Here is an 18,727-nt window from a genome sequence, read left to right as displayed (position 1 = left end):
ATAGAACGTGCCGCGGCGATTGGCCATGGCCTCATCCCCACAGCGCGGCTTCCGGCGGATAGACGTCGCTGCCCTCGAAGCGCAGGCCGTGCGGCCGATCCTCGATCAGCAACGGGCCATCCAGATCGGCAAAACTGCCCTGCATGGCGACCAGGAACGCCGGCGCGATGGCCAGGCTGGTGCACAACATGCAGCCGGTCATCACGCCCAGCCCGCGCGTGGCGGCAGCATGGCGCAGGGCCAGCGCCTCGGTCAGGCCGCCGGCCTTGTCCAGCTTGATGTTGATGAAGCGATAGCGGCCCACAATGGCCTCAAGGCTGGCGCGGTCGTGACAGCTCTCATCGGCGGCCAGCGGCACGGCGCATCTGAGCCCATCCAGTTCGGCATCGCGGCCGGCAGGCACCGGTTGTTCGACCAGTTCGACGCCCAGTGGTGCCAGCCGGGCCAGCGTGCGCTCGATATCGGTGCCGGCCCAGCCTTCATTGGCATCGACGATCAGGCGGGCATCAGGCGCGGCGCGATGCACGGCCACCATGCGCTCGACATCGGCATCAGGTCCGCCGTCGCCGCCCAGTTTCACCTTCAGCAGTTCGCGGCCGCGCACCAGCGCCGCCGCAGCGGCCATGGCGGCGGGGTCGCCCAGGCTGATGGTATAGGCCGTCAGCATCGGCTGCGGCAGCGGCAGGCCCAGCCTCTGCCAGACGCGGGTGCCCGATTGCCTGGCCTCCAGATCCCACAGCGCGCAATCGAGCGCATTGCGGGCGGCACCCGCCGGCAGCAGGCCGAGCAGATCCGCGCGGGTGGCGCCAGCCGCCACGGCATCGGCCACATTGTGTAAAGCTGCCAGCGCCTGTTCGGCGCTGTCCCCCTTGTAATAGATGGCGGTGCCTTCGCCGCGCCCGCCGTGCGTGCCATCGCCAACTTCGGCCACCACCACATCCACATGGGTCTTGGCACCGCGCGAAATGGTGAAGGCCCCGCGCACGGGAAAGCGTTCGATGCGGGCAGCCAGGGTGCGAGCCATGGCGCTGCCCTGCCCCAAGCCGCGCCAGGCTGCAACTGTTGGCCGCAACAGGCTTTGCGCTCCCGGCTTTTCAAGGCACACTGACGCGATGCGTGATGAGGAATCAGTCGAGCTGGACCCGGTCGCCACCGTCTCGCGCATCACCGCGCTCGAAATGCTGGTGCGCCAGATCATGATCGTGCAGCTGCGCATCCTCGACAAGATGGGCGAGATCAAGCTCGATCCCGAGTATGTGCAGACCATCCACAAGGCCTATGCCGAAAAGGTGGATGAAAGCCCGATCATCGAAAGCGCCAGCCCGGACGTGAATTACGAATTCAAGATGATGGTGCTGCACAATCTGGAACGCTTCTTCGACGACCTCGAACGCCACGTGAAGGACAATCCGACCGCCTGAATCCGGCTGCGGCATGTGACAGGGCGCAGGCCAAAGCCATTGACCGCTGCGGCCGTGATGGCATCTTGCCGGTACAAGGCCAAAAATGGTCAACAGGGGAGGAATTGATGCGGCGCACGTTGATGGTGGCAGCCCTGTTGCTGGGCAGTGCCGGCCTGCTCGCCGGCTGCGACGCGCTGAAGCCGAAACAGACCGCCAAGAGCACGGCAGCGGTGAAGGAAAGCGAGTTCCCGGAACGGCCGCTGTGGGGTGACACCCATCTCCATACCGCCAACTCGGTCGATGCCTTCGGCTTTGGCGTGCGGCTGGGGCCGGAAGAGGCGCTGCGCTTTGCCCGCGGCGAGGAAGTGACCGCCACCACCGGGATGAAGGCGAAACTGTCGCGCCCGCTGAATTTCCTGGTGGTGACCGATCACGCTGAAGGCCTGGGCGCCACCAAGGCGCTCGCCGATGCACCGCGCCTGCTGATCACCGATGCCACCATGCGACGCTGGCACGACATGATGAACGACGGCCCGGCCGGATCGCAGCGAGCCATGGCCGAAATCCTCGACGCGCGCGGCCGCAATGCCTTGCCCGAAGCCATGCTGAACCAGGACGGCACGGCCGATCGCACCAAGAAAGTGTGGAACGCCAACGTCGACGCGGTTGAACGCTACAATGAGCCCGGCAAATTCACCGCCTTCCACGGCTTTGAATATACGTTGATGCAGGGCGGCAACAATCTGCACCGCAACATCATCTTCCGCGATGATGAAGACAAGGTGCGCACCGTGGTACCGATCGATCCCACCTACAAGGCGACGCCGGACGAGATCTGGAATTACATGGACGCCTATGAGAAGGCGACCGGGGGCCGGGTGCTGTCGATCCCGCACAACAGCAATCTTTCCAACGGCCTGATGTTCGAGCTGACCCAGCCCGGCGGCGGCCCGATGACGGCGGACTATGCCCGGCGGCGCGCCCGGCTGGAGCCGGTGGTGGAGATCACCCAGATCAAGGGCGACAGCGAAGCCCACCCCTTCCTGTCACCCAACGATGAATTTTCCGGCTATGGCGTCGCCGGCTGGGAGATGAACAATCTCCTCTCCAACCAGCCCAAGGTGCCGGCGATGTATGCCGGCGAATATGTGCGCGAGGCGTTGAAGCGCGGCCTGGCGCTGGAAGCGCAGACGGGGGTGAACCCCTACAAGTTCGGCCTGATCGGTTCGACCGACAGCCACACCGCGCTGGCCACCGCCGATGAAGACCAGTTCTTCGGCAAGCACAGCGGCACCGAACCGAGCCCGACCCGGGCCACGGCGCCGCAGAACCTCGGCACTCGCAAGGGCCGTTTCGGCTGGCATTATCTGGCCAGTGGCTATGCCGCCGTGTGGGCCAAGGCCAACACCCGCGCTGCCATCTTCGATGCGATGACCCGGCGCGAAGTCTATGCCAGCACCGGTCCGCGCATGACGGTCAGGGTGTTCGCCGGCTGGGATTTCACGCCCGATGATCTGAAGGGCGACTGGGTGCGCGCCGGCTATGCGCGCGGTGTTCCGATGGGGGGCGAACTGAAGGCCGGCAAAGGCGCGCCGCGCCTGCTGATTTCAGCCCTGAAAGATCCGGAAGGCGCCAATCTCGATCGCGTGCAGGTTGTGAAGGGCTGGATCGACAAGACCGGCAAGACGCACGAGCAGGTGTTCGACGTGGCGTGGAGCGGTGACCGCAAGCCCGTCGCCGGCAAGCTGCCAGCGGTGGGCGACACGGTTGATGTCGCCACGGCCACCTACAAGAACAATATCGGGGCGGCGTCACTAGCGACGGTCTGGACCGATCCCGCCTTCGATCCCGCCATCAGCAGCTTCTACTATCTGCGCGTGCTGGAAATCCCGACTCCCAGCTGGCCGGCCCATGATGCCGTGCGCTACAAGCTGAAACTGCCGCCGGAAGTGAGGGTGAAGAGCCAGGAACGGGCTTATACTTCGCCTATCTGGTACACGCCGGCAAAAGGCTGACGCATGAGGCAACTGGCAGCCGCCGCGCTGCGCGAGCCGCTGGTGCATTTCCTGGTGGCGGGCGCCGCGCTGTTCATCGCCCTGTCCGGCCGCGCGCCCGACGTTGGTGAACGGCGCATCGTGGTTGATGAGCCGGTGGTGGCCGCCCTCGTCAATCACCATGTCCGCGCCTTTCGTCGGCCGCCCACGGCGCAGGAGCTCGACGATCTGATCCGCGATCATGTGCGCAGCGAAGTCTATTATCGCGAGGCGCTGCGGCTTGGCCTCGATGCCGATGACGAGGTGATCAAGAAGCGGCTGCGCAACAAGATGCTGGCCATCGCCGGTGCCGAGGCCGAAGCCGCGCGGCCCAGCGATGCCGAACTGCAGGCGCTGCTCGACAAGGATCCGGCCCGCTATGCTGCGCCGCCGCGATACAGCCTGGAACAACTCTATCTGGGCGATGACACACCGGCCGTGCGGGCAGCAGCAGCGGCCAGCCTGCAAGGGCTGAAGCCCGGCGCACGGCCCGGCATCGCGGTGGCCGCACTGCCGCTGGCGGCACGGTTTGACCAGGCCAGTCAGACCGACCTTGCGGCGCAGTTGGGCGATGATTTCGCCGCAGCGCTGGCCGCGCTGCCCGTCGGCAGCTGGAGCGGCCCCGTCGTCTCCGGCTTCGGTCTCCACCTCGTGCGGATCGAACAGCGCCTGCCGTCACCGCCGCCGCGCCTCGCCGATGTGCGCCAGCGGCTGGAGAATGACTGGCGCAGCGCCGCTGTGCGCAAGGCGCAGGACGCGCATCTCCAAGCGCTGCTCGACGGCTATGACGTGACGATCAAGCGGCCATCATGATCGCCCTGCTGCGCCTGCTGCTGCTGATGCTGCTGGCCGTTTCGGCCAAGGCCGACGAACTGCGCCCCGGCTATCTCGAACTGACGCAGCAAAGCGCGCAGCAGTGGGCCATCATCTGGAAAGCCCCGGTGCTCGGCGGGCTGGCCGCCAGCGCCACGCCGCTGCTGCCGCCCTATTGCCAGGTGACGATGGAGCGGCCCAATCTGTCGCTGGGCGCGCTGGTGGCGGCCGGGCGCGCGCGGTGCACCAGATCGCTCGACGGCGCGACTGTCGGCCTTTCGGGGTTGGAACCCGGCGACACCGATACGCTGCTGCGCATCGCGCCGTTGAGCCGGCCGGTGCAGACGGCGCGGCTGCTGCCCGGCCAGGCCACGACCATGGTCGCCGCCGAACCCGATGGCTGGCAGGTGGCGCGCACCTATTTCGGCATTGGCGTCGAACATATCATCGGCGGCTTCGATCACCTGCTGTTCGTCGTCGCGCTGGTGCTGCTGCTGCAACGCGGCTGGCCGGTGGTGGCGGCGGCGACGGCCTTCACCATCGCCCATTCGCTTACGCTCGCCGGCACCACACTGGGCTTGATCGGTCTGCCGCAGGCGCCGGTCGAGGCGGTAATCGCACTCTCCATCCTCTTCCTCGCGGTCGAGATCGTGAAGGCACAGCCGGGGCACGACAGATCCTTGGCCCGCCTTTCAGAACGGCTGCCCTGGCTGGTCGCCTTCCTGTTCGGCCTGCTGCACGGCTTCGGCTTTGCCGGTGCGCTGCGCGAGATCGGCCTGCCTGCAACCGATGTGCCGGTGGCGCTGCTCACCTTCAATCTGGGCGTGGAAGCCGGCCAGCTGGCCATCATCGCGGTTGTCGCGGCCGTGCTGGCGGGCCTGCGCCGCCTGTCACCGGTCGCACTGCGCCCGGCAGTGCTGGCCAGCGCCTATGGCATCGGCAGCATCGCCAGCTTCTGGTTCATCGAACGTGTCTGGACCTGACGTATGAGCATCACCGCCCGCATCAGCCCCTTCGGCACCAACGCCCGCGGCGAAACCGTCGATTGCATCACGCTGGCCAATGGCCACATGCAGGTGGACATCCTCACCCGTGGCAGTGCGCTTGCCGCCATCCGCGTACCCGACCGCACCGGCACGCTGGCCAATGTCGTGCTCACCCGCGGCGATTTTGCCGGCTGGGATCGCGGCGGTTCGTTCAACGCGCTGGTGGGCCGCTATGCCGGGCGCATTTCAGGTGGCGGTTTCAGCATCGACGGCCAGTTTCATCCGCTCACCGCCGATCCCGAAACCGGCATCACCATTCACGGCGGTCGCGGCGGCGGCTGGGGCACCAAGCTGTGGAGGGCCGAACCCTTTGAAACGACCGACCATGCCGGCGTGACCCTCGCCCTCAACAGCCCGGATGGCGACAATGGCTTCCCCGGCGCCATCGACATGGCCGCCACCTGGACGCTGGACAGCGCCAATTGCCTGCGCCTCGATTGGCAGGCGCGCAGCAGCCGGGCGACGCACATCAATGTCTGCAGCCACCCCTATTTCAACCTGGCCGGCGCCGGCGCAGGCACCATCGACGCGCATCTGCTGCAGCTGTTCGCCAGCCGCTATACCCCGCTTGATGATCGCATGATCCCCACCGGCGCCATCGCCGATGTGGCCGGCACACCGCTGGATTTCCGCCTGGCCCGCCCCATTGGCCCGGCGCTGCGCAGCGATCATCCGCAGATTCGGCTGGCGCGCGGGCTGGATCACAATCTGGTGATCGATGGCACGGCCGGCGAACTTCGGCCCGCCGCCATCTTGCGCGATCCGGCGTCGGGCCGACGCCTGACGATCAGCACCACCGAACCCGGCATCCAGGTGTACAGCAGCAATTTCCTCGATGGCGGCGTTGCCGGCGGCGACGGCAGCTTGCTGCGGCAAGGCGACGGCCTGGCGCTGGAAACCCAGCATTTTCCCGACAGCCCGAACCAGCCGGGCTTCCCGTCCACGCTGCTGCGTCCGGGCGAGACGCGGCGATCGAGCAGCGTTTACGCGTTCGATGGGGTGGATTGAGCCCGCAGCAACGGCTGTTCTGGAAAATCACTGGAGGCCCGACCGGGAATCGAACCGCGCCTGATCGGCTTGGCGATCTGGCCACCAAAATGACCCGGGTTCGGATAGCACGTATGAAATCACTGGAGGCCCGACCGGGAATCGAACCGCGCCTGATCGGCTTGGCGATCTGGCCACCAAAATGACCCGGGTTCGATTGGCACGTATGAAATCACTGGAGGCCCGACCGGGAATCGAACCCGGGTTCACGGATTTGCAGTCCGGTACGTCACCACTCCGCCATCGGGCCTCGACGGTGGAGCGCTGCCCTAGCAAGGCAAGCGCGCGCCGGCAATGACTAACTTGGGCCCGGCCATGCCCGCCCGTTTCCCATGATGCGCTGCAATAAGCTGATTGCGCCCGCGCCCGACGCAGGGCAAAAGCCCATCCCATGATGACGACCACTTCCGAAACCCAGCGCCAGACCATGGTCGACAGCCAGCTGAAGACCGTTGGCGTCACCGATGCCGCCGTGCTGGCCGCCTTTGCCGCCACCCCGCGCGAGCCGTTTCTGCCGGCCAGCCTGGCCGGGCTGGCCCACGCCGATGCTGCCCACCAGATCGCGCCTGGACGCTATCTGCTCGCCCCGCTCACCCTGGCGCTGCTGCTGCAGCACGCCGCCGTGCAGCCGGGCCAGCACGTGCTGGTCGTGGGCAGTGCCTCGGGCTATTCGGCGGCGATCCTCTCCCGCATGGGCGCCGTGGTCACCGCTCTGGACAGCGATGACACGCTGATCGCCATGGCCCGGGCCGCCGGCATCACCAGCGTCGCCGGCCCGCTCGCTGCGGGCTGGCCGGCGGGTGCGCCCTATGATCTTATCCTGTTCGAAGGCGCCATTGCCACCATACCGCCGGCCATGGCGAGGCAGCTGGCGCCAACCGGACAGATCGCGGCCGTGCTGCGCCAGGCCGGCGTGGGCCGCGCCTATGTTGGCCCACTCACCACGCCACAATCTGGAGACGCCCGCCCGGCCGGTCTGCCCTTCATGGAATTGGCCGCGCCCGATCTGCCGGGCTTTGCGCCGGTACATGCCTTCGCCTTCTGATGCGCGATTTCGGCGGCAAATCCCCACAGGGGGAGTGGCGCTTTTCTTCATCATGTCGTAACTGTTTGGCATGAGCGAAGCGCCGCCTGCCCTAGACGTCATTCTGGCCTCCATCCGCGCCCGCGTGATGGAGCCAGCGGCTGAAGGTGAAGACGAATCACCGCCGCCGCCCCCGGCCATGACGGCCGCGCCGTCGCCCGTTTCCCTCGCCCATGTCACCTTGCCGCCGTCGAGCACGGGCATGACTCTCGATGAGCTGATGCGATCGATGCTGGCGCCGCAAATCCAGGCCTGGCTGAATGCCAACATGCCGGAAATCGTCGAGAAACTGGCGCGCGAGGAAATCAAGCGGCTGACCGGCAAGCTGTAGGGCTTTCCCCGTTGCCGGCCAGCGGCTATGCGCCGTGGCATGATCGACAAGATTTTCGACCCGGCCAGTTTCGAGCAGACGATTTACGCGCGTTGGGAGCGTGAAGGCGCCTTCCGCCCGGCGCGCCCCGATGCGCAGCCCTTCACCATCGTCATTCCGCCGCCGAACGTGACGGGCAGCCTGCACATCGGCCACGCGCTCGATAACACGCTGCAGGATCTGCTGATCCGCTGGCACCGGCTGAATGGCCGCGACGCGCGCTGGGTGGTGGGCACCGATCATGCCGGCATCGCCACGCAGATGGTGGTGGAACGCCAGCTGGCCGAGACGCAGCAGCCCGGCCGCACCGCCATGGGCCGCGAAGCGTTCGAGGCCAAGGTGTGGGAATGGAAGGCCGAAAGCGGCGGCACCATCACCCGCCAGCTGCGCCGCCTGGGCGCCAGCTGCGACTGGTCGAACGAACGCTTCACCATGGACGACGGCTTCAACAAGGCCGTTCTGAAGGTGTTCGTGGAGCTTTACCGCCAGGGCCTGCTGTACCGCGACAAGCGGCTGGTGAACTGGGACCCGAAGCTGAAGACCGCGATTTCCGATCTGGAAGTGGAAACCCGCGAGGTCGCCGGCAGCTTCACCCATATCCGCTATCCGCTGGCCGATGGCGCGCGGCTGGACAGTGGCGCCGATCACATCATCGTTGCCACCACCCGCCCCGAAACCATGCTGGGCGATACCGCTGTGGCGGTGGGTGCCGATGATCCGCGCTATGCGTCCGTTATCGGCAAGCATGTGCTGCTGCCGATCACCGGCCGCCGCATTCCGATCATTGCCGATGAACATGCCGATCCGGAACTGGGTTCGGGCGCGGTGAAGATCACGCCGGCGCATGATTTCAACGACTGGCAGGTGTATGAGCGCAACAAGGACATCGGCTGGATCAACATCCTCGACGCCGAAGCCCGCATCTGCGCCGCCGACGGCGTGCCCGCCGAGTATGTGGGCCTTGCCCGCGAAGAGGCGCGCAAGAAGGTCGTCGCCGATCTCGAAGCCCTCGACCTGATCGAGCGCATCGAGCAGAAGACCATCCAGATGCCCTATGGCGATCGCTCCGGCGTGGTGATCGAACCGTGGCTGACCGACCAATGGTATGTGAACGCCGCCGAACTGGCGAAGGATGCGCTTTGCGCCGTGCACGACGGCCGCACCCAGTTCGTGCCGAAGACGTGGGAAAAGACCTATTTCAACTGGATGGAGAATATCCAGCCCTGGTGCGTGAGCCGCCAATTGTGGTGGGGGCACCGGATTCCGGCCTGGTATGGCCCGAATGGCGAATGTTTCGTGGCGGAGACCGAAGCCGAGGCACAGGCCCAGGCCGGCGACCTGCCCCTGACCCGCGATTCCGATGTGCTCGACACCTGGTTCTCCTCCGCCCTTTGGCCGTTCGGCACGCTGGGCTGGCCGGAGCAGACGCCGGACCTTGCCCGCCACTATCCCGGCGACGTGCTGGTCACCGGTTTCGACATCATCTTCTTCTGGGTGGCCCGCATGATGATGCAGGGGCTGCACTTCATGGACGATGTGCCGTTCCGCACCGTCTATTGCCATGGCCTGGTGCGCGACGCCAAGGGGCAGAAGATGAGCAAATCCAAGGGGAACACCGTCGATCCCCTCGGCCTCATCGACAAATATGGCGCCGACGCGCTGCGTTTCACGCTGACCGCGATGGAAACGCAGGGGCGCGACATCAAGCTCAGCGAAAGCCGCATCGAAGGCTATCGCAACTTCGCCACCAAGCTGTGGAACGCGGCGCGCTTTGCCCAATCCAATGGCATCGGCGGCAGTGCCTCGCCGCTGCCGCCCGCCGCCAGCCAGCCGGTCAACCGCTGGATCATCGGCGAAGTGCGGGCGACCGCGAAGGCGCTGGAACAGGCCATCGCCGATTATCGTTTCGATGCCTATGCCGATGCCATCTACAAGCTGGTGTGGAGCCGCTTCTGCGACTGGTATCTGGAACTGATCAAGCCGCTGCTGGCCGAAGGGGCGGACGCCGAAGTGGCCGCCGAAACCCGCAGCGTGGCCGGCTGGGCGCTCGATCAGATCTTGGTGATGCTCCACCCGGTGATGCCGTTCCTCACCGAGGAATTGTGGCACCAGCTCAGCCTTCGCGATGACCTGATCCTCGCCCAATGGGTGAAGACGGATGCCCTGCCCGAAGACGCCGCCGCCAGCGCCGATATCGACTGGCTGATCGGCCTGATCTCCGAAGTCCGCTCGGCCCGCACCGAAGTGAACGTGCCGCCGTCGGCCAAGCTGGCCTATGCCGTGGAGGGCGCCACGCCCGCCACGCAGGCGCGCCTTGCCGCCAACGCCGCCGCCATCGAGCGCCTGGCCCGCATCATCCCCGGCGACGCCGCCGAGGGTGGCCGACTGGCCGTGGTGCATGGCGAGGCGACCTTCCTGATCCCGCTGGGCGACGTGATCGACCTGGCCGCTGAAAAGGCCCGGCTCGACAAGGCGCTGGCCGCCGCCGCCAAGGAACGCGATGTGCTGGCCGGGCGGCTGGGCAATCCCGGCTTCACGGAGAAGGCCAAGCCGGAAGCGGTGGAAAAGGCGCGCGAAGACCACGCTGCCCGCGCGGCGGAGGCGGAGCGGTTGCAGGCGGCGCTGGCGCGGTTGGGGTAAGACCAACCGCGCTCGCACCCTCCCCCGGCCCCTCCCTTGCAGGGAGGGGAGCAGAACAGTCTCCCCTCCCTGCCAGGGAGGGGCCGGGGGAGGGTCGTCGCCGCCAGCGCCACCCTTGGCAACAATCCCCAACCTGCTAGCCTTCCCCCCAACACAAAGGGGGAATCCATCATGCTTGCCCGCACCATCGCACTCGCCCTGGCTCTCGCCACACCGGCACTGGCCCAGCCCGCACCGCCCACCGCCGCCATCGCCGAGAACCCCGATGTGCAGGCGGCGGAGCGCCTGTTCAGCGCCTGGCTGGAAGGCCAGATCGCCTATCGCGGCTTGCCCGGCGTGGCGGTGGGCGTCGTGCAGGATCAGCAGCTCGTGTGGTCCAAGGGCTTCGGCTTTGCCGACATTGCGGCCAGGAAGCCGATGACGGCGGACACGCGTTTCCGCATCGCGTCGAACTCCAAGATCTTCGCCGCCATCACCATTTTGCAGCTGCGCGAACAGGGCAAGCTCCGCCTCGATGATCCGGTGCAGAAGCACCTGCCCTGGTTCACCATGAAGCCCGCCGGCCCCGACGACGGCCCGATCACCATCGAGCAATTGCTCTCCCACTCCTCCGGCCTGCAGCGCGAGGCGGCCGATCACTGGTCCAGCTTCAATTTCCCCACCGAAGCCGAATTGCAGAAACTCATGGCCGGGCGCCAGGCCGCCTTCCCGCCGCAGACGCGCTGGAAATATTCCAACCTCGCCTTTGCCATCGCCGGGCTGGTGGTGGAAAAGATCAGCGGCCAGCGCTGGGCCGATTATGTGACCGCCAACATCACGACGCCGATGGGCATGACCGCGACCAGCATCGACAAGCCCGATCCCGGCCTTGCCACCCCTTATGCCGCCCGCACGCCCGACGGCACGCGCCGGGTGCTGCCGTTCGTCGATGCGCACGGCATGGCGGCGGCCACCGGCATGACCAGCAATGTCAATGATCTGTCGAAGTTCATCTCGGCCTGGTTCCGCCGCGCGCCCAGGGCCGGCGGCAGCAATGTGCTTTCTGCCGGTTCATGGCGCGAGGCACTGAGGGTGCGCAGCGTCGACGAGGATTGGGAAAGCGGCTCCGGCCTCGGTTTCGACATCGAACGCTTCAAGGGCAAGACCTATGCCGGCCACGGCGGCGGCTATCCCGGCAACACCACAATGACGATGGCGCAGATCGACGACAAGGTGGGCGTGATCGTGCTGACCAACACCAATGATTCGAACCCCGGCGACATCGCCAACCAGCTGATGGCCACCGTGGGCGAAGCGGTGGTGAAGGCCGCCAATGCCAAGGCGACCACCGCCTGGGATCCGGCCTGGGCGCGCTTTGCCGGCCGCTACATCGGCGCCAGCGACAATGTCACCCAGGTGGTGCTGCTCAACAATCAACTGGCGCTGTTGCCGGTCGCCGGCCGCACCGCCGAAACCCGCGTGCTGCTGGAACCCATCGGCAATGGCCGTTTCCGCCTCACCGCCCCCACCGGCGGCGGCGCGATCGGCGAAACCGTGTGGTTCGAGGAAAAGGATGGCAAGGTGACCCGGATGTATGTGGGCGATGGCTGGAGCACCCGCATTGAAGGGTGGTGACACCGCGCCCCCTTCCCTCGCTGCCGCCATCTGACTAGAAGGCACCGGTGCACCGTTACGCAAATCCGACGCGATTCCTGAAGATCGCCCGTGTCGTCACGCCGATCGTGGCGCTGCTTGGCCTGGCGCTGACAGCGGCCGGCCTGTGGATCGGCCTGTTCGCCAGCCCGCCGGATTACCAGCAGGGCGAAAGCGTGCGCATCATGTATGTGCATGTGCCCGCCGCCTGGCTGGGTGCGGGCGGTTACATGAGCCTGGCCATCGCATCGGCCACTGCGCTGATCTGGCGCCACCCGCTGGCCACCATCGCCGCGCGCGCCATCGCGCCAGCCGGCGCCGCCTTCACTGCCATCTGCCTGATTTCGGGCTCGCTGTGGGGCAAGCCGACCTGGGGCACCTATTGGGTATGGGATGCGCGGCTCACTTCCATGCTGGTGCTGCTGTTCCTCTATCTCGGCTATCTCGCGCTCAGTGCCAGCGAGGCGGAAAAGGGCGGCGAGGCCCGCGCTTCCTCCATTCTCGCGCTTGTCGGCGTCATCAACCTGCCGATCATCAAATATTCGGTGGAATGGTGGAACACGCTGCACCAGGGCAGCAGCATTTCGGTGGTCAACGCCTCGTCGAAGATCGCGCCCGAACTGCTGACACCGCTGCTGCTGTCGGTGGCGGGCTTCTCCTTCCTGTTCGCCGCCATCGTCTTGATGCGGATGCGGGCGATGCTGGCGCAGAGCCGAGTGGACGCGCGCAGCCGGCGCATGGCGGAGGCTTTGGCATGAGGATTGGGGCATGAACGGCGTTGTGACCCGCCCCGATCTGTGGGCCAATTTCATCTGGCCGGCCTATGCCATCACGCTGGTCGGGCTTGTTGGCCTGCTGGCGTGGGCCTACATCTCGATGCGCAGCGCCGAGAAAAGGGCTGATGAGGTGAAGCGCAAATGAAGGCCAAACATCAACGCCTGTGGCTGGTGGTCGGCGCGCTCACCGCGCTCGGCGGCGCCGGCGTGCTGGCGTTTTCGACGCTGGGCGAGAAGGCGACCTATTTCTATGCCCCGTCCGATCTTGCCACAGGACCGGCCCCCACCGACGCCATCCGCTTGGGCGGCATGGTCGAAAAGGGCTCGATCCAGCGCGACGGCGAGACCATTCGTTTCGTGGTGACCGACATGGCGAAAACCGTGCCCGTCACCTACACCGGCATCCTCCCCGATCTGTTCCGCGAAGGCCAGGGCGTGATCGCCGAAGGCAGGATCGATCCCGCCACCGGCACCTTCACCGCCGAGACCATCCTGGCCAAGCATGACGAGAAATACATGCCGCCCGAAGTGGCCGGTGCCATGAAGAAGACCGGCGCGGTGACCGCCGGCAACTGATGGCACGTGCTGTTTCGCCGCTCTGGGGCGGCCTGCTTACCACCCTTGCCCTGTGCCTTGCCGCGCCGCTGTCGCTTGATCTGGGGCCTGTTCCCATCACCCTGCAATCGCTGATCGTCTGCCTGGCCGGCGCGCTGGCAGGTGGCGCGGGTGTGATCGGCGTGCTCGGCTGGTTGCTGCTGGCGGCGCTGGGCCTGCCGGTGCTTTCGGGCATGAAGGGCGGCTTGCTGGCGATGGGCGGTTTCAGCGCCGGCTTCATCGTGGCGCTGCCGCTCGCCGCACGGCTGGCGATGCGTTGGCAGACTGGCTGGAACTGGCGCCAGACGCTGGTGCTTATGCTGGCCGCCCACGCGCTGCTGCTGGCCTTGGGCGGGGCGTTCATCACCCTGCGCGGCGGCGATGTCGCGGCGCTGGCAGTGTTGTTGCCGGGCGCAGGCGTGAAGGCGGTGGTGGCGACGTTTGTGCTTGGCGTGGTTGGGCGGCGGGGAAAACGCGCAAACTGACTGCAAGCCAAAACCCGCTCATGCCGAGCTTGTCGCAAAGGCAGCATCAATCGTGGCTCGGCACCCGCGTCGTCGCCCACGCCTCGCCCATGTCCTCCAGCACCAGCTCGATCACCTCCACCCGCGCGCGGATGGCAATGCCAGCGGCACAGGTGATCACCAGCCAGTCGCCGTCCTGTGCCAGCGAGAGGATCACGGTCACCGCTTCAGGATCATTCGGCCAGCCGGCGCGCTGCACCGCGTCCACCGTCTCCACCCGCAGCGCACAGCGGATACGCGACGGTGCCGCCACTTCGCGGCGATAGCGGTTGATCAACAGCGCCAGCCGCCGCGCCTTGCGGTCATAGCCAATATCGGCCAGCCGCAGCGTCGCATCCTGCAGCAGCGCCGAGAAAGTCTCGATATCACCCGGTTCCTGGCCCAGCAGGGCGAGCTTAGCCATCCCCGACCCGCTCGATATCCGCGCCCACGGCCTGAAGCTTCTCTTCCAGCCGCTCATAGCCGCGATCGAGATGATAGACGCGGCTGACCGTGGTTTCGCCTTCCGCCGCCAGCCCGGCCAGCACCAGGCTCATCGAAGCGCGCAGATCGGTCGCCATCACTTCGGCGCCGTTCAGTTTCGGCACGCCGCGCACGATGGCGCTGCGGCCGCGCACGGTGATATCCGCCCCCATGCGCGCCAGTTCCGGCACGTGCATGAAACGGTTTTCAAAGATCGTCTCGGTCAGCAGCGACGCGCCATCGGCCACGGTGAGCATCGCCATGAACTGCGCCTGCATGTCGGTGGCAAAGCCCGGATAGGGCGCGGTCGAAACATTGATGCCTTTCATTTCGCCATGGCGGCGCACGATGATGCCGTCCGGCGTCTCTTGGGTTTCCACGCCTGCTTCGTGCAGCATGTCCAGCGTCACGCCCAGATCCTCGGCCGACGCGCCGACCAGTTCGACCTCGCCGCCGGCAATGGCGGCCGCGCAGGCATAGGAGCCGGCCTCGATGCGATCAGGCATCACGGCATAGGTGGCGCCGTGCAGTTCCTTCACGCCGGTGATGGTCAGCTTCTCGGTGCCTATCCCGGCGATCCTGGCGCCCATGGCAACCAGGCAGTTGCACAGATCGACAATCTCCGGCTCGCGCGCGACATTTTCCAGCACGGAGGTGCCCTTGCACAGCACCGCCGTCATCACGGCGTTTTCGGTCGCGCCCACCGAAACGATCGGGAACACGTAGCGCCCGCCCGGCAGCCCGCCCATGGGGGCCGTCGCCTTCACATAGCCAGATGCCAGTTCGATATTGGCGCCCAGATGCTCCAGCGCCTTCAGGTGAAGATCGATCGGGCGGTTGCCGATGGCGCAGCCACCGGGCAGCGACACGGTGGCTTCGCCAGCACGGGCCAGCAGCGGACCGAGGACGAGGATGGAGGCGCGCATCTTGCGCACGATGTCGTAGGGGGCGAGCGTCGAGGTGATGCGGTTGGCCCGCACCGTCATCACGCGGCCGAATTCATCGGGGCTGGTGCCTTCGATGGTGGTCGAAAGGCCGTGATTGTTGAGCAGGTGGCCGAACGTATCGATATCAGCGAGCCGCGGCAGGTTCCTGAGCGTCAACGGCTCATCGGTGAGCAGCGCGCACGGCATAAGCGTAAGCGCAGCGTTCTTGGCACCGGAAATCTGGATGCGGCCCTTGAGGCGGCGGCCACCGCGGATGACGATCTTGTCCATACGCCGGGTTTAGCGTGGTTGCGCGGGTTGCGCCACTGGCCGCCGCAGGGAAAACGTATAAACGGCAAGGCCCGCCCAGATGCAGCAGAACGCCGCCAGCCGCGCCGGATCCAGCACCTCGCCGAACAACAGCACCGCCTCCAGCAGCACCATGGTGGGCGCCACATATTGCATCAGGCCAAGGGTGGAGAGCGGCAGCCGCCGCGCCGCAAAACCGAACAGCAGCAGCGGCACCGCGGTGGCCAGCCCGCCCAGCGCCAGCGTGGCGGTCGTCATCAGTGGCCAGCCGGCAAAGCCGTTTGGGGTCTGGACAATCCACAGCGTGGCCAGCGGCGCCAGCAGCAACGTTTCCACAAACAGGCCGGTCGCCGTATCCACCGCAGCCTGCTTGCGGATCAGGCCATAGACACCGAACGACAGCGCCAGCGCGAGGCTGACCAGCGGCAGTGAACCCCGCTCGATGGTGAGCACCGCCACCCCCAGTGCGGCGAGGCCGACCGCGACCCACTGCAGCCGCCCCAGCCGTTCCCCCAGCAGCAGCACGCCAAACAGCACCGACACCAGCGGATTGATGAAATAGCCCAGCGAGGTATCGATGGCGTGGCCGGCCAGGATCGCCCAGGTATAGACGCCCCAGTTGATGGTGATGCACACCGCCGATGCCAGCAGCATCAGCAGCAGGCGCGGCTGGCGCAGCGCGGCGCGCACATGGCCCCAGCCCTTCAGCCCGGAAATCAGCAACACCACCACCAGCACCGTCCACAGGATGCGGTGCGCCAGCACATCGGCCGCCGGCACGCCCTGCAGCAGCCGCAGATAAAACGGCAGCACGCCCCAGATCAGATAGGCGCCCATGCCGGCAAAGAAGCCAAGGCGGGCTTCGGAAGAAGGTGTTGCGCTCACCGGGCGGCGTTAGCCGGCATTGACGGAGCGCGCCACCCCTTACAGCCTGGGCAGGGTCACGCCGCGCTGGCCCATATATTTGCCGGCGCGGTCGGCATAGCTGACCTCGCAGGGCTCATTGCCCTTCAGGAACAGGAACTGGCAGGCGCCTTCATTGGCATAGATGCGCGCCGGCAGTGGCGTGGTGTTGGAAAATTCCAGGGTGACATGCCCTTCCCAGCCGGGCTCCAGCGGGGTGACATTCACGATGATGCCGCAGCGGGCATAGGTGCTCTTGCCCAGGCAGATCACCAGCACATCGCGCGGAATGCGGAAATATTCGACCGTGCGGGCCAGCGCGAAGCTGTTGGGCGGGATCACGCACACGTCCGTCTTGCGATCGACGAAGCTGTTGGCCTGGAAATCCTTGGGATCGACGATGGCGGAATCGACATTGGTGAAGATCTTGAACTCGTCGGCCACACGCGCGTCATAGCCATAGCTCGACAGGCCATAGCTGATGCACCCCCCGCGCGTCTGCCGCTCCACGAACGGTTCGATCATGCCTTCATTGAGGGCAGTTTCGCGGATCCAGCGGTCGGACAGGACGGACATCAGTGGCCTTTGATATGGAGGACGCAGATCAGGGTGAACAGCCGGCGCGCGGTGTCGAAATCGACAATGGCGCGCGGTTCCAGCCGTTCCTTCAGCAGTTCGGCGGCATCGTTGTGGATGCCGCGCCGCGCCATGTCGATGGTTTCGATCTGGCCGGGGCTGGCGTTGCGGATGGCCTGGAAATAGCTGTCGCAGATGGCGAAATATTCGCGGATGGTGCGGCGGAACGGGCTCAATGCCACCTGGAAGGCATCGACCTGCCGGTCCTCCGTGTCGCTCACTGTCACGTCCAGCCGGCCATCTTCCACGCCCAGCAGCAATTTATAGGGCCCGTGCTGGCCGGCATCGGCCGCGGCGATGGGCTTGAACTCATTGCCTTCCAGCAGATCGAAGATGGCGACGCGGCGTTCCTGTTCGATATCGGCGTTGCGCCACAGGATGGTGCGTTCATCCAGCTTGATGTCGATCAGGCGGTAATCAGCGCTCATTTCGACACCGCCGGGAATCCGTTCACCAGCCTGGCCAGCCCATCGCGCACCGGCTGCAGTCCATCATCCTGCGTCTTGCCCAGCCGCACCACCACCAGCCGCCTGGACGGCACCATGATCACATATTGGCCAAGATGGCCGATCGCAGCATAGGCATCAGCCGGGCCAGCCCGCCAGAACAAGTCTTGATCCGTGCCATCAAACGGCTTCACATTCAGCCAGAATTGCCCGCCATAACCGGCGTTTGTCGGCGAGGGCGTCCGCACGAAGCGCACCCAATCCGGCCGCACCACCTGTACCCCGGCCACCACGCCGCCATCGAGATAAAGCTGCCCAAACGCCGCCCAGTCGCGCGCCGTCGCGTGGCACAGCGAACCGCCATACAGATTGCCGGCCGGATCAAATTCACACAGCAACGACGCCATCCCCGCCGGCTTGGCCAGCCGATCATTGATGAAGGCCCGCACAGCGCGCTTGCGCGCCTCCGGCTTGGCGCCCGGCGCAATCGCGTCGGCAACGATCCGCGCCAGGATGTGGGTGGTGAGCGTATTATATTCAAAGCGCGTACCCGGCGGCACTGCGGCCGGCTCGGCCACCGCCGCCTTGTAGATATCGGCCGAGGTGTCGGCGAACAGCGCCCGGTTGGTGTCGGATTTCTCGGGCGCCGGCCCGACTTCGACGTGCTTCACGCCCGACGCCATGTGCAGCAACTGGCGCAACGTGATCTTCGCCCGCGCATCCTTCCGCCATTCCGGCACCGGTGCCGGCGTATCCAGTTCCAGCCTGCCATCGGCAACGAGGAAACCGATCAGCGTCGACGTGATGGATTTCGCCATCGACCAGCTGATCAACCGCGTGCCGGGGCCATAGCCGGGGGCATAACGTTCATAGATCGGCTTGCCATCCTTCAGCACGATCAGGGCGCGGGTTTCCCCCAGGGCCGGGGTGGTGAAGAAGGCATCGGCAGCCGGCAGCGCCGACGCCGGCACCGCAGCCGGAATCGCCGCCGTCGCACGCGCCGGTTGCGCCGCAGCGCCGCCTGCAGCGAGCAACAGGCTTGCGGCTGCCGCGATGTTTCTCCACCTTGTCATCAATTTCACG

Annotated in this window: 20 protein-coding genes and 1 tRNA gene; 13 read left to right on the top strand and 8 right to left on the bottom strand. The window is 66.3% G+C overall.

Annotated features, from left to right (window positions below):
* Positions 1 to 31 precede the first annotated feature (31 nt).
* Positions 32 to 1,024 (bottom strand): N-acetyl-D-Glu racemase DgcA, encoded by a 993-nt coding sequence (gene dgcA / locus D619_RS0102750; RefSeq protein WP_017667033.1) that lies wholly within the window; start codon positions 1,022 to 1,024, stop codon positions 32 to 34.
* 88 nt (positions 1,025 to 1,112) lie between these two features.
* On the opposite strand from dgcA, the gene D619_RS0102745 reads away from it, so the two are divergent.
* From D619_RS0102745 to D619_RS0102725, 5 genes are all read left to right on the top strand, one after another.
* Complete coding sequence (locus tag D619_RS0102745) at positions 1,113 to 1,421, top strand: hypothetical protein (protein ID WP_017667032.1); 309 nt, start codon at positions 1,113 to 1,115, stop codon at positions 1,419 to 1,421.
* 107 nt (positions 1,422 to 1,528) lie between these two features.
* Entirely contained in the window at positions 1,529 to 3,418 is a 1,890-nt protein-coding gene (locus D619_RS0102740; RefSeq protein ID WP_017667031.1) for a DUF3604 domain-containing protein, read from the top strand.
* Between the two features lie 3 nt (positions 3,419 to 3,421).
* On the top strand, positions 3,422 to 4,249 hold the full coding sequence (locus D619_RS15360) for a peptidylprolyl isomerase (protein WP_017667030.1): 828 nt from the start codon (positions 3,422 to 3,424) through the stop codon (positions 4,247 to 4,249).
* Positions 4,246 to 5,232, top strand: a complete 987-nt coding sequence (locus D619_RS0102730) for a HupE/UreJ family protein (protein WP_017667029.1) — start codon at positions 4,246 to 4,248, stop codon at positions 5,230 to 5,232. Before D619_RS15360 ends, D619_RS0102730 begins: the two co-directional genes overlap by 4 nt.
* Positions 5,233 to 5,235: 3 nt before the next feature.
* Positions 5,236 to 6,303, top strand: coding sequence for an aldose epimerase family protein (locus tag D619_RS0102725; RefSeq protein ID WP_017667028.1), 1,068 nt, complete (start codon positions 5,236 to 5,238; stop codon positions 6,301 to 6,303).
* Between the two features lie 215 nt (positions 6,304 to 6,518).
* Here the strand turns inward: D619_RS0102725 and D619_RS0102720 are convergent.
* Positions 6,519 to 6,592: transfer RNA gene (locus D619_RS0102720), tRNA-Cys, on the bottom strand.
* Positions 6,593 to 6,733: 141 nt separating this feature from the next.
* Between D619_RS0102720 and D619_RS0102715 the strand changes: the two genes are divergently transcribed.
* The 8 genes from D619_RS0102715 to D619_RS15350 all read left to right on the top strand — a co-directional run bounded on the left by D619_RS0102715 (position 6,734) and on the right by D619_RS15350 (position 13,923).
* Complete coding sequence (locus D619_RS0102715; RefSeq protein ID WP_017667027.1) at positions 6,734 to 7,387, top strand: hypothetical protein; 654 nt, start codon at positions 6,734 to 6,736, stop codon at positions 7,385 to 7,387.
* 70 nt (positions 7,388 to 7,457) lie between these two features.
* Positions 7,458 to 7,757, top strand: a complete 300-nt coding sequence (locus tag D619_RS17070) for a DUF2497 domain-containing protein (protein ID WP_017667026.1) — start codon at positions 7,458 to 7,460, stop codon at positions 7,755 to 7,757.
* A 39-nt stretch (positions 7,758 to 7,796) separates the two neighbouring features.
* On the top strand, positions 7,797 to 10,436 hold the full coding sequence (locus D619_RS0102705) for a valine--tRNA ligase (RefSeq protein WP_033372839.1): 2,640 nt from the start codon (positions 7,797 to 7,799) through the stop codon (positions 10,434 to 10,436).
* A 171-nt stretch (positions 10,437 to 10,607) separates the two neighbouring features.
* On the top strand, positions 10,608 to 12,050 hold the full coding sequence (locus tag D619_RS0102700) for a serine hydrolase domain-containing protein (protein WP_017667024.1): 1,443 nt from the start codon (positions 10,608 to 10,610) through the stop codon (positions 12,048 to 12,050).
* A gap of 47 nt (positions 12,051 to 12,097) precedes the next feature.
* Positions 12,098 to 12,826 carry a heme ABC transporter permease gene (locus tag D619_RS0102695; protein ID WP_017667023.1) on the top strand — a complete coding sequence of 243 codons (729 nt, stop codon included), beginning with the start codon at positions 12,098 to 12,100 and terminating at the stop codon, positions 12,824 to 12,826.
* 10 nt (positions 12,827 to 12,836) lie between these two features.
* Positions 12,837 to 12,989 carry a heme exporter protein CcmD gene (gene ccmD / locus D619_RS17530; RefSeq protein ID WP_017667022.1) on the top strand — a complete coding sequence of 51 codons (153 nt, stop codon included), beginning with the start codon at positions 12,837 to 12,839 and terminating at the stop codon, positions 12,987 to 12,989.
* Positions 12,986 to 13,420 (top strand): cytochrome c maturation protein CcmE, encoded by a 435-nt coding sequence (gene ccmE, locus D619_RS0102685; RefSeq protein WP_017667021.1) that lies wholly within the window; start codon positions 12,986 to 12,988, stop codon positions 13,418 to 13,420. The genes ccmD and ccmE overlap by 4 nt, the downstream gene beginning before the upstream one ends.
* Positions 13,420 to 13,923 carry a biotin transporter BioY gene (locus tag D619_RS15350; protein WP_017667020.1) on the top strand — a complete coding sequence of 168 codons (504 nt, stop codon included), beginning with the start codon at positions 13,420 to 13,422 and terminating at the stop codon, positions 13,921 to 13,923. The genes ccmE and D619_RS15350 overlap by 1 nt, the downstream gene beginning before the upstream one ends.
* A 46-nt stretch (positions 13,924 to 13,969) precedes the next feature.
* Here the strand turns inward: D619_RS15350 and D619_RS0102675 are convergent, their stop codons facing one another.
* From D619_RS0102675 to D619_RS15345, 6 genes are read right to left on the bottom strand one after another with little or no spacing between them, the layout of a single operon-like run.
* Positions 13,970 to 14,365 (bottom strand): DUF2948 family protein, encoded by a 396-nt coding sequence (locus D619_RS0102675; protein WP_017667019.1) that lies wholly within the window; start codon positions 14,363 to 14,365, stop codon positions 13,970 to 13,972.
* Positions 14,358 to 15,641 carry a UDP-N-acetylglucosamine 1-carboxyvinyltransferase gene (murA, locus tag D619_RS0102670; protein ID WP_017667018.1) on the bottom strand — a complete coding sequence of 428 codons (1,284 nt, stop codon included), beginning with the start codon at positions 15,639 to 15,641 and terminating at the stop codon, positions 14,358 to 14,360. Before murA ends, D619_RS0102675 begins: the two co-directional genes overlap by 8 nt.
* A gap of 9 nt (positions 15,642 to 15,650) precedes the next feature.
* On the bottom strand, positions 15,651 to 16,544 hold the full coding sequence (gene rarD / locus D619_RS0102665) for an EamA family transporter RarD (protein WP_026090633.1): 894 nt from the start codon (positions 16,542 to 16,544) through the stop codon (positions 15,651 to 15,653).
* Between the two features lie 39 nt (positions 16,545 to 16,583).
* Complete coding sequence (dcd, locus tag D619_RS0102660; protein ID WP_017667016.1) at positions 16,584 to 17,138, bottom strand: dCTP deaminase; 555 nt, start codon at positions 17,136 to 17,138, stop codon at positions 16,584 to 16,586.
* On the bottom strand, positions 17,138 to 17,626 hold the full coding sequence (locus D619_RS0102655) for a UPF0262 family protein (protein WP_017667015.1): 489 nt from the start codon (positions 17,624 to 17,626) through the stop codon (positions 17,138 to 17,140). The genes dcd and D619_RS0102655 overlap by 1 nt, the downstream gene beginning before the upstream one ends.
* Complete coding sequence (locus D619_RS15345) at positions 17,623 to 18,717, bottom strand: serine hydrolase (protein ID WP_081587001.1); 1,095 nt, start codon at positions 18,715 to 18,717, stop codon at positions 17,623 to 17,625. Before D619_RS15345 ends, D619_RS0102655 begins: the two co-directional genes overlap by 4 nt.
* Positions 18,718 to 18,727: the final 10 nt, after the last annotated feature.

Source organism: Sandarakinorhabdus sp. AAP62, assembly GCF_000331225.1.
Lineage (GTDB): Bacteria > Pseudomonadota > Alphaproteobacteria > Sphingomonadales > Sphingomonadaceae > Sandarakinorhabdus.
The sequence above is the reverse complement of the archived record's forward strand: the minus strand, read 5'-3'. Positions and strand labels throughout refer to the sequence as shown.

Coding starts and splice junctions, on each gene's coding strand:
- D619_RS0102740 (WP_017667031.1), top strand. CDS start 1,529: ATGCGGCGCACGTTGATGGTGGCAGCCCTGTTGCTGGGCAGTGCCGGC.
- D619_RS15360 (WP_017667030.1), top strand. CDS start 3,422: ATGAGGCAACTGGCAGCCGCCGCGCTGCGCGAGCCGCTGGTGCATTTC.
- D619_RS15350 (WP_017667020.1), top strand. CDS start 13,420: ATGGCACGTGCTGTTTCGCCGCTCTGGGGCGGCCTGCTTACCACCCTT.
- murA (WP_017667018.1), bottom strand. CDS start 15,641: ATGGACAAGATCGTCATCCGCGGTGGCCGCCGCCTCAAGGGCCGCATC.
- D619_RS15345 (WP_081587001.1), bottom strand. CDS start 18,717: ATGACAAGGTGGAGAAACATCGCGGCAGCCGCAAGCCTGTTGCTCGCT.
- D619_RS0102700 (WP_017667024.1), top strand. CDS start 10,608: ATGCTTGCCCGCACCATCGCACTCGCCCTGGCTCTCGCCACACCGGCA.
- D619_RS0102675 (WP_017667019.1), bottom strand. CDS start 14,365: ATGGCTAAGCTCGCCCTGCTGGGCCAGGAACCGGGTGATATCGAGACT.
- D619_RS17070 (WP_017667026.1), top strand. CDS start 7,458: ATGAGCGAAGCGCCGCCTGCCCTAGACGTCATTCTGGCCTCCATCCGC.
- D619_RS0102655 (WP_017667015.1), bottom strand. CDS start 17,626: ATGAGCGCTGATTACCGCCTGATCGACATCAAGCTGGATGAACGCACC.
- D619_RS0102715 (WP_017667027.1), top strand. CDS start 6,734: ATGATGACGACCACTTCCGAAACCCAGCGCCAGACCATGGTCGACAGC.
- D619_RS0102725 (WP_017667028.1), top strand. CDS start 5,236: ATGAGCATCACCGCCCGCATCAGCCCCTTCGGCACCAACGCCCGCGGC.
- D619_RS0102705 (WP_033372839.1), top strand. CDS start 7,797: ATGATCGACAAGATTTTCGACCCGGCCAGTTTCGAGCAGACGATTTAC.
- ccmE (WP_017667021.1), top strand. CDS start 12,986: ATGAAGGCCAAACATCAACGCCTGTGGCTGGTGGTCGGCGCGCTCACC.
- D619_RS0102745 (WP_017667032.1), top strand. CDS start 1,113: ATGCGTGATGAGGAATCAGTCGAGCTGGACCCGGTCGCCACCGTCTCG.
- D619_RS0102730 (WP_017667029.1), top strand. CDS start 4,246: ATGATCGCCCTGCTGCGCCTGCTGCTGCTGATGCTGCTGGCCGTTTCG.
- dgcA (WP_017667033.1), bottom strand. CDS start 1,024: ATGGCTCGCACCCTGGCTGCCCGCATCGAACGCTTTCCCGTGCGCGGG.
- ccmD (WP_017667022.1), top strand. CDS start 12,837: ATGAACGGCGTTGTGACCCGCCCCGATCTGTGGGCCAATTTCATCTGG.
- dcd (WP_017667016.1), bottom strand. CDS start 17,138: ATGTCCGTCCTGTCCGACCGCTGGATCCGCGAAACTGCCCTCAATGAA.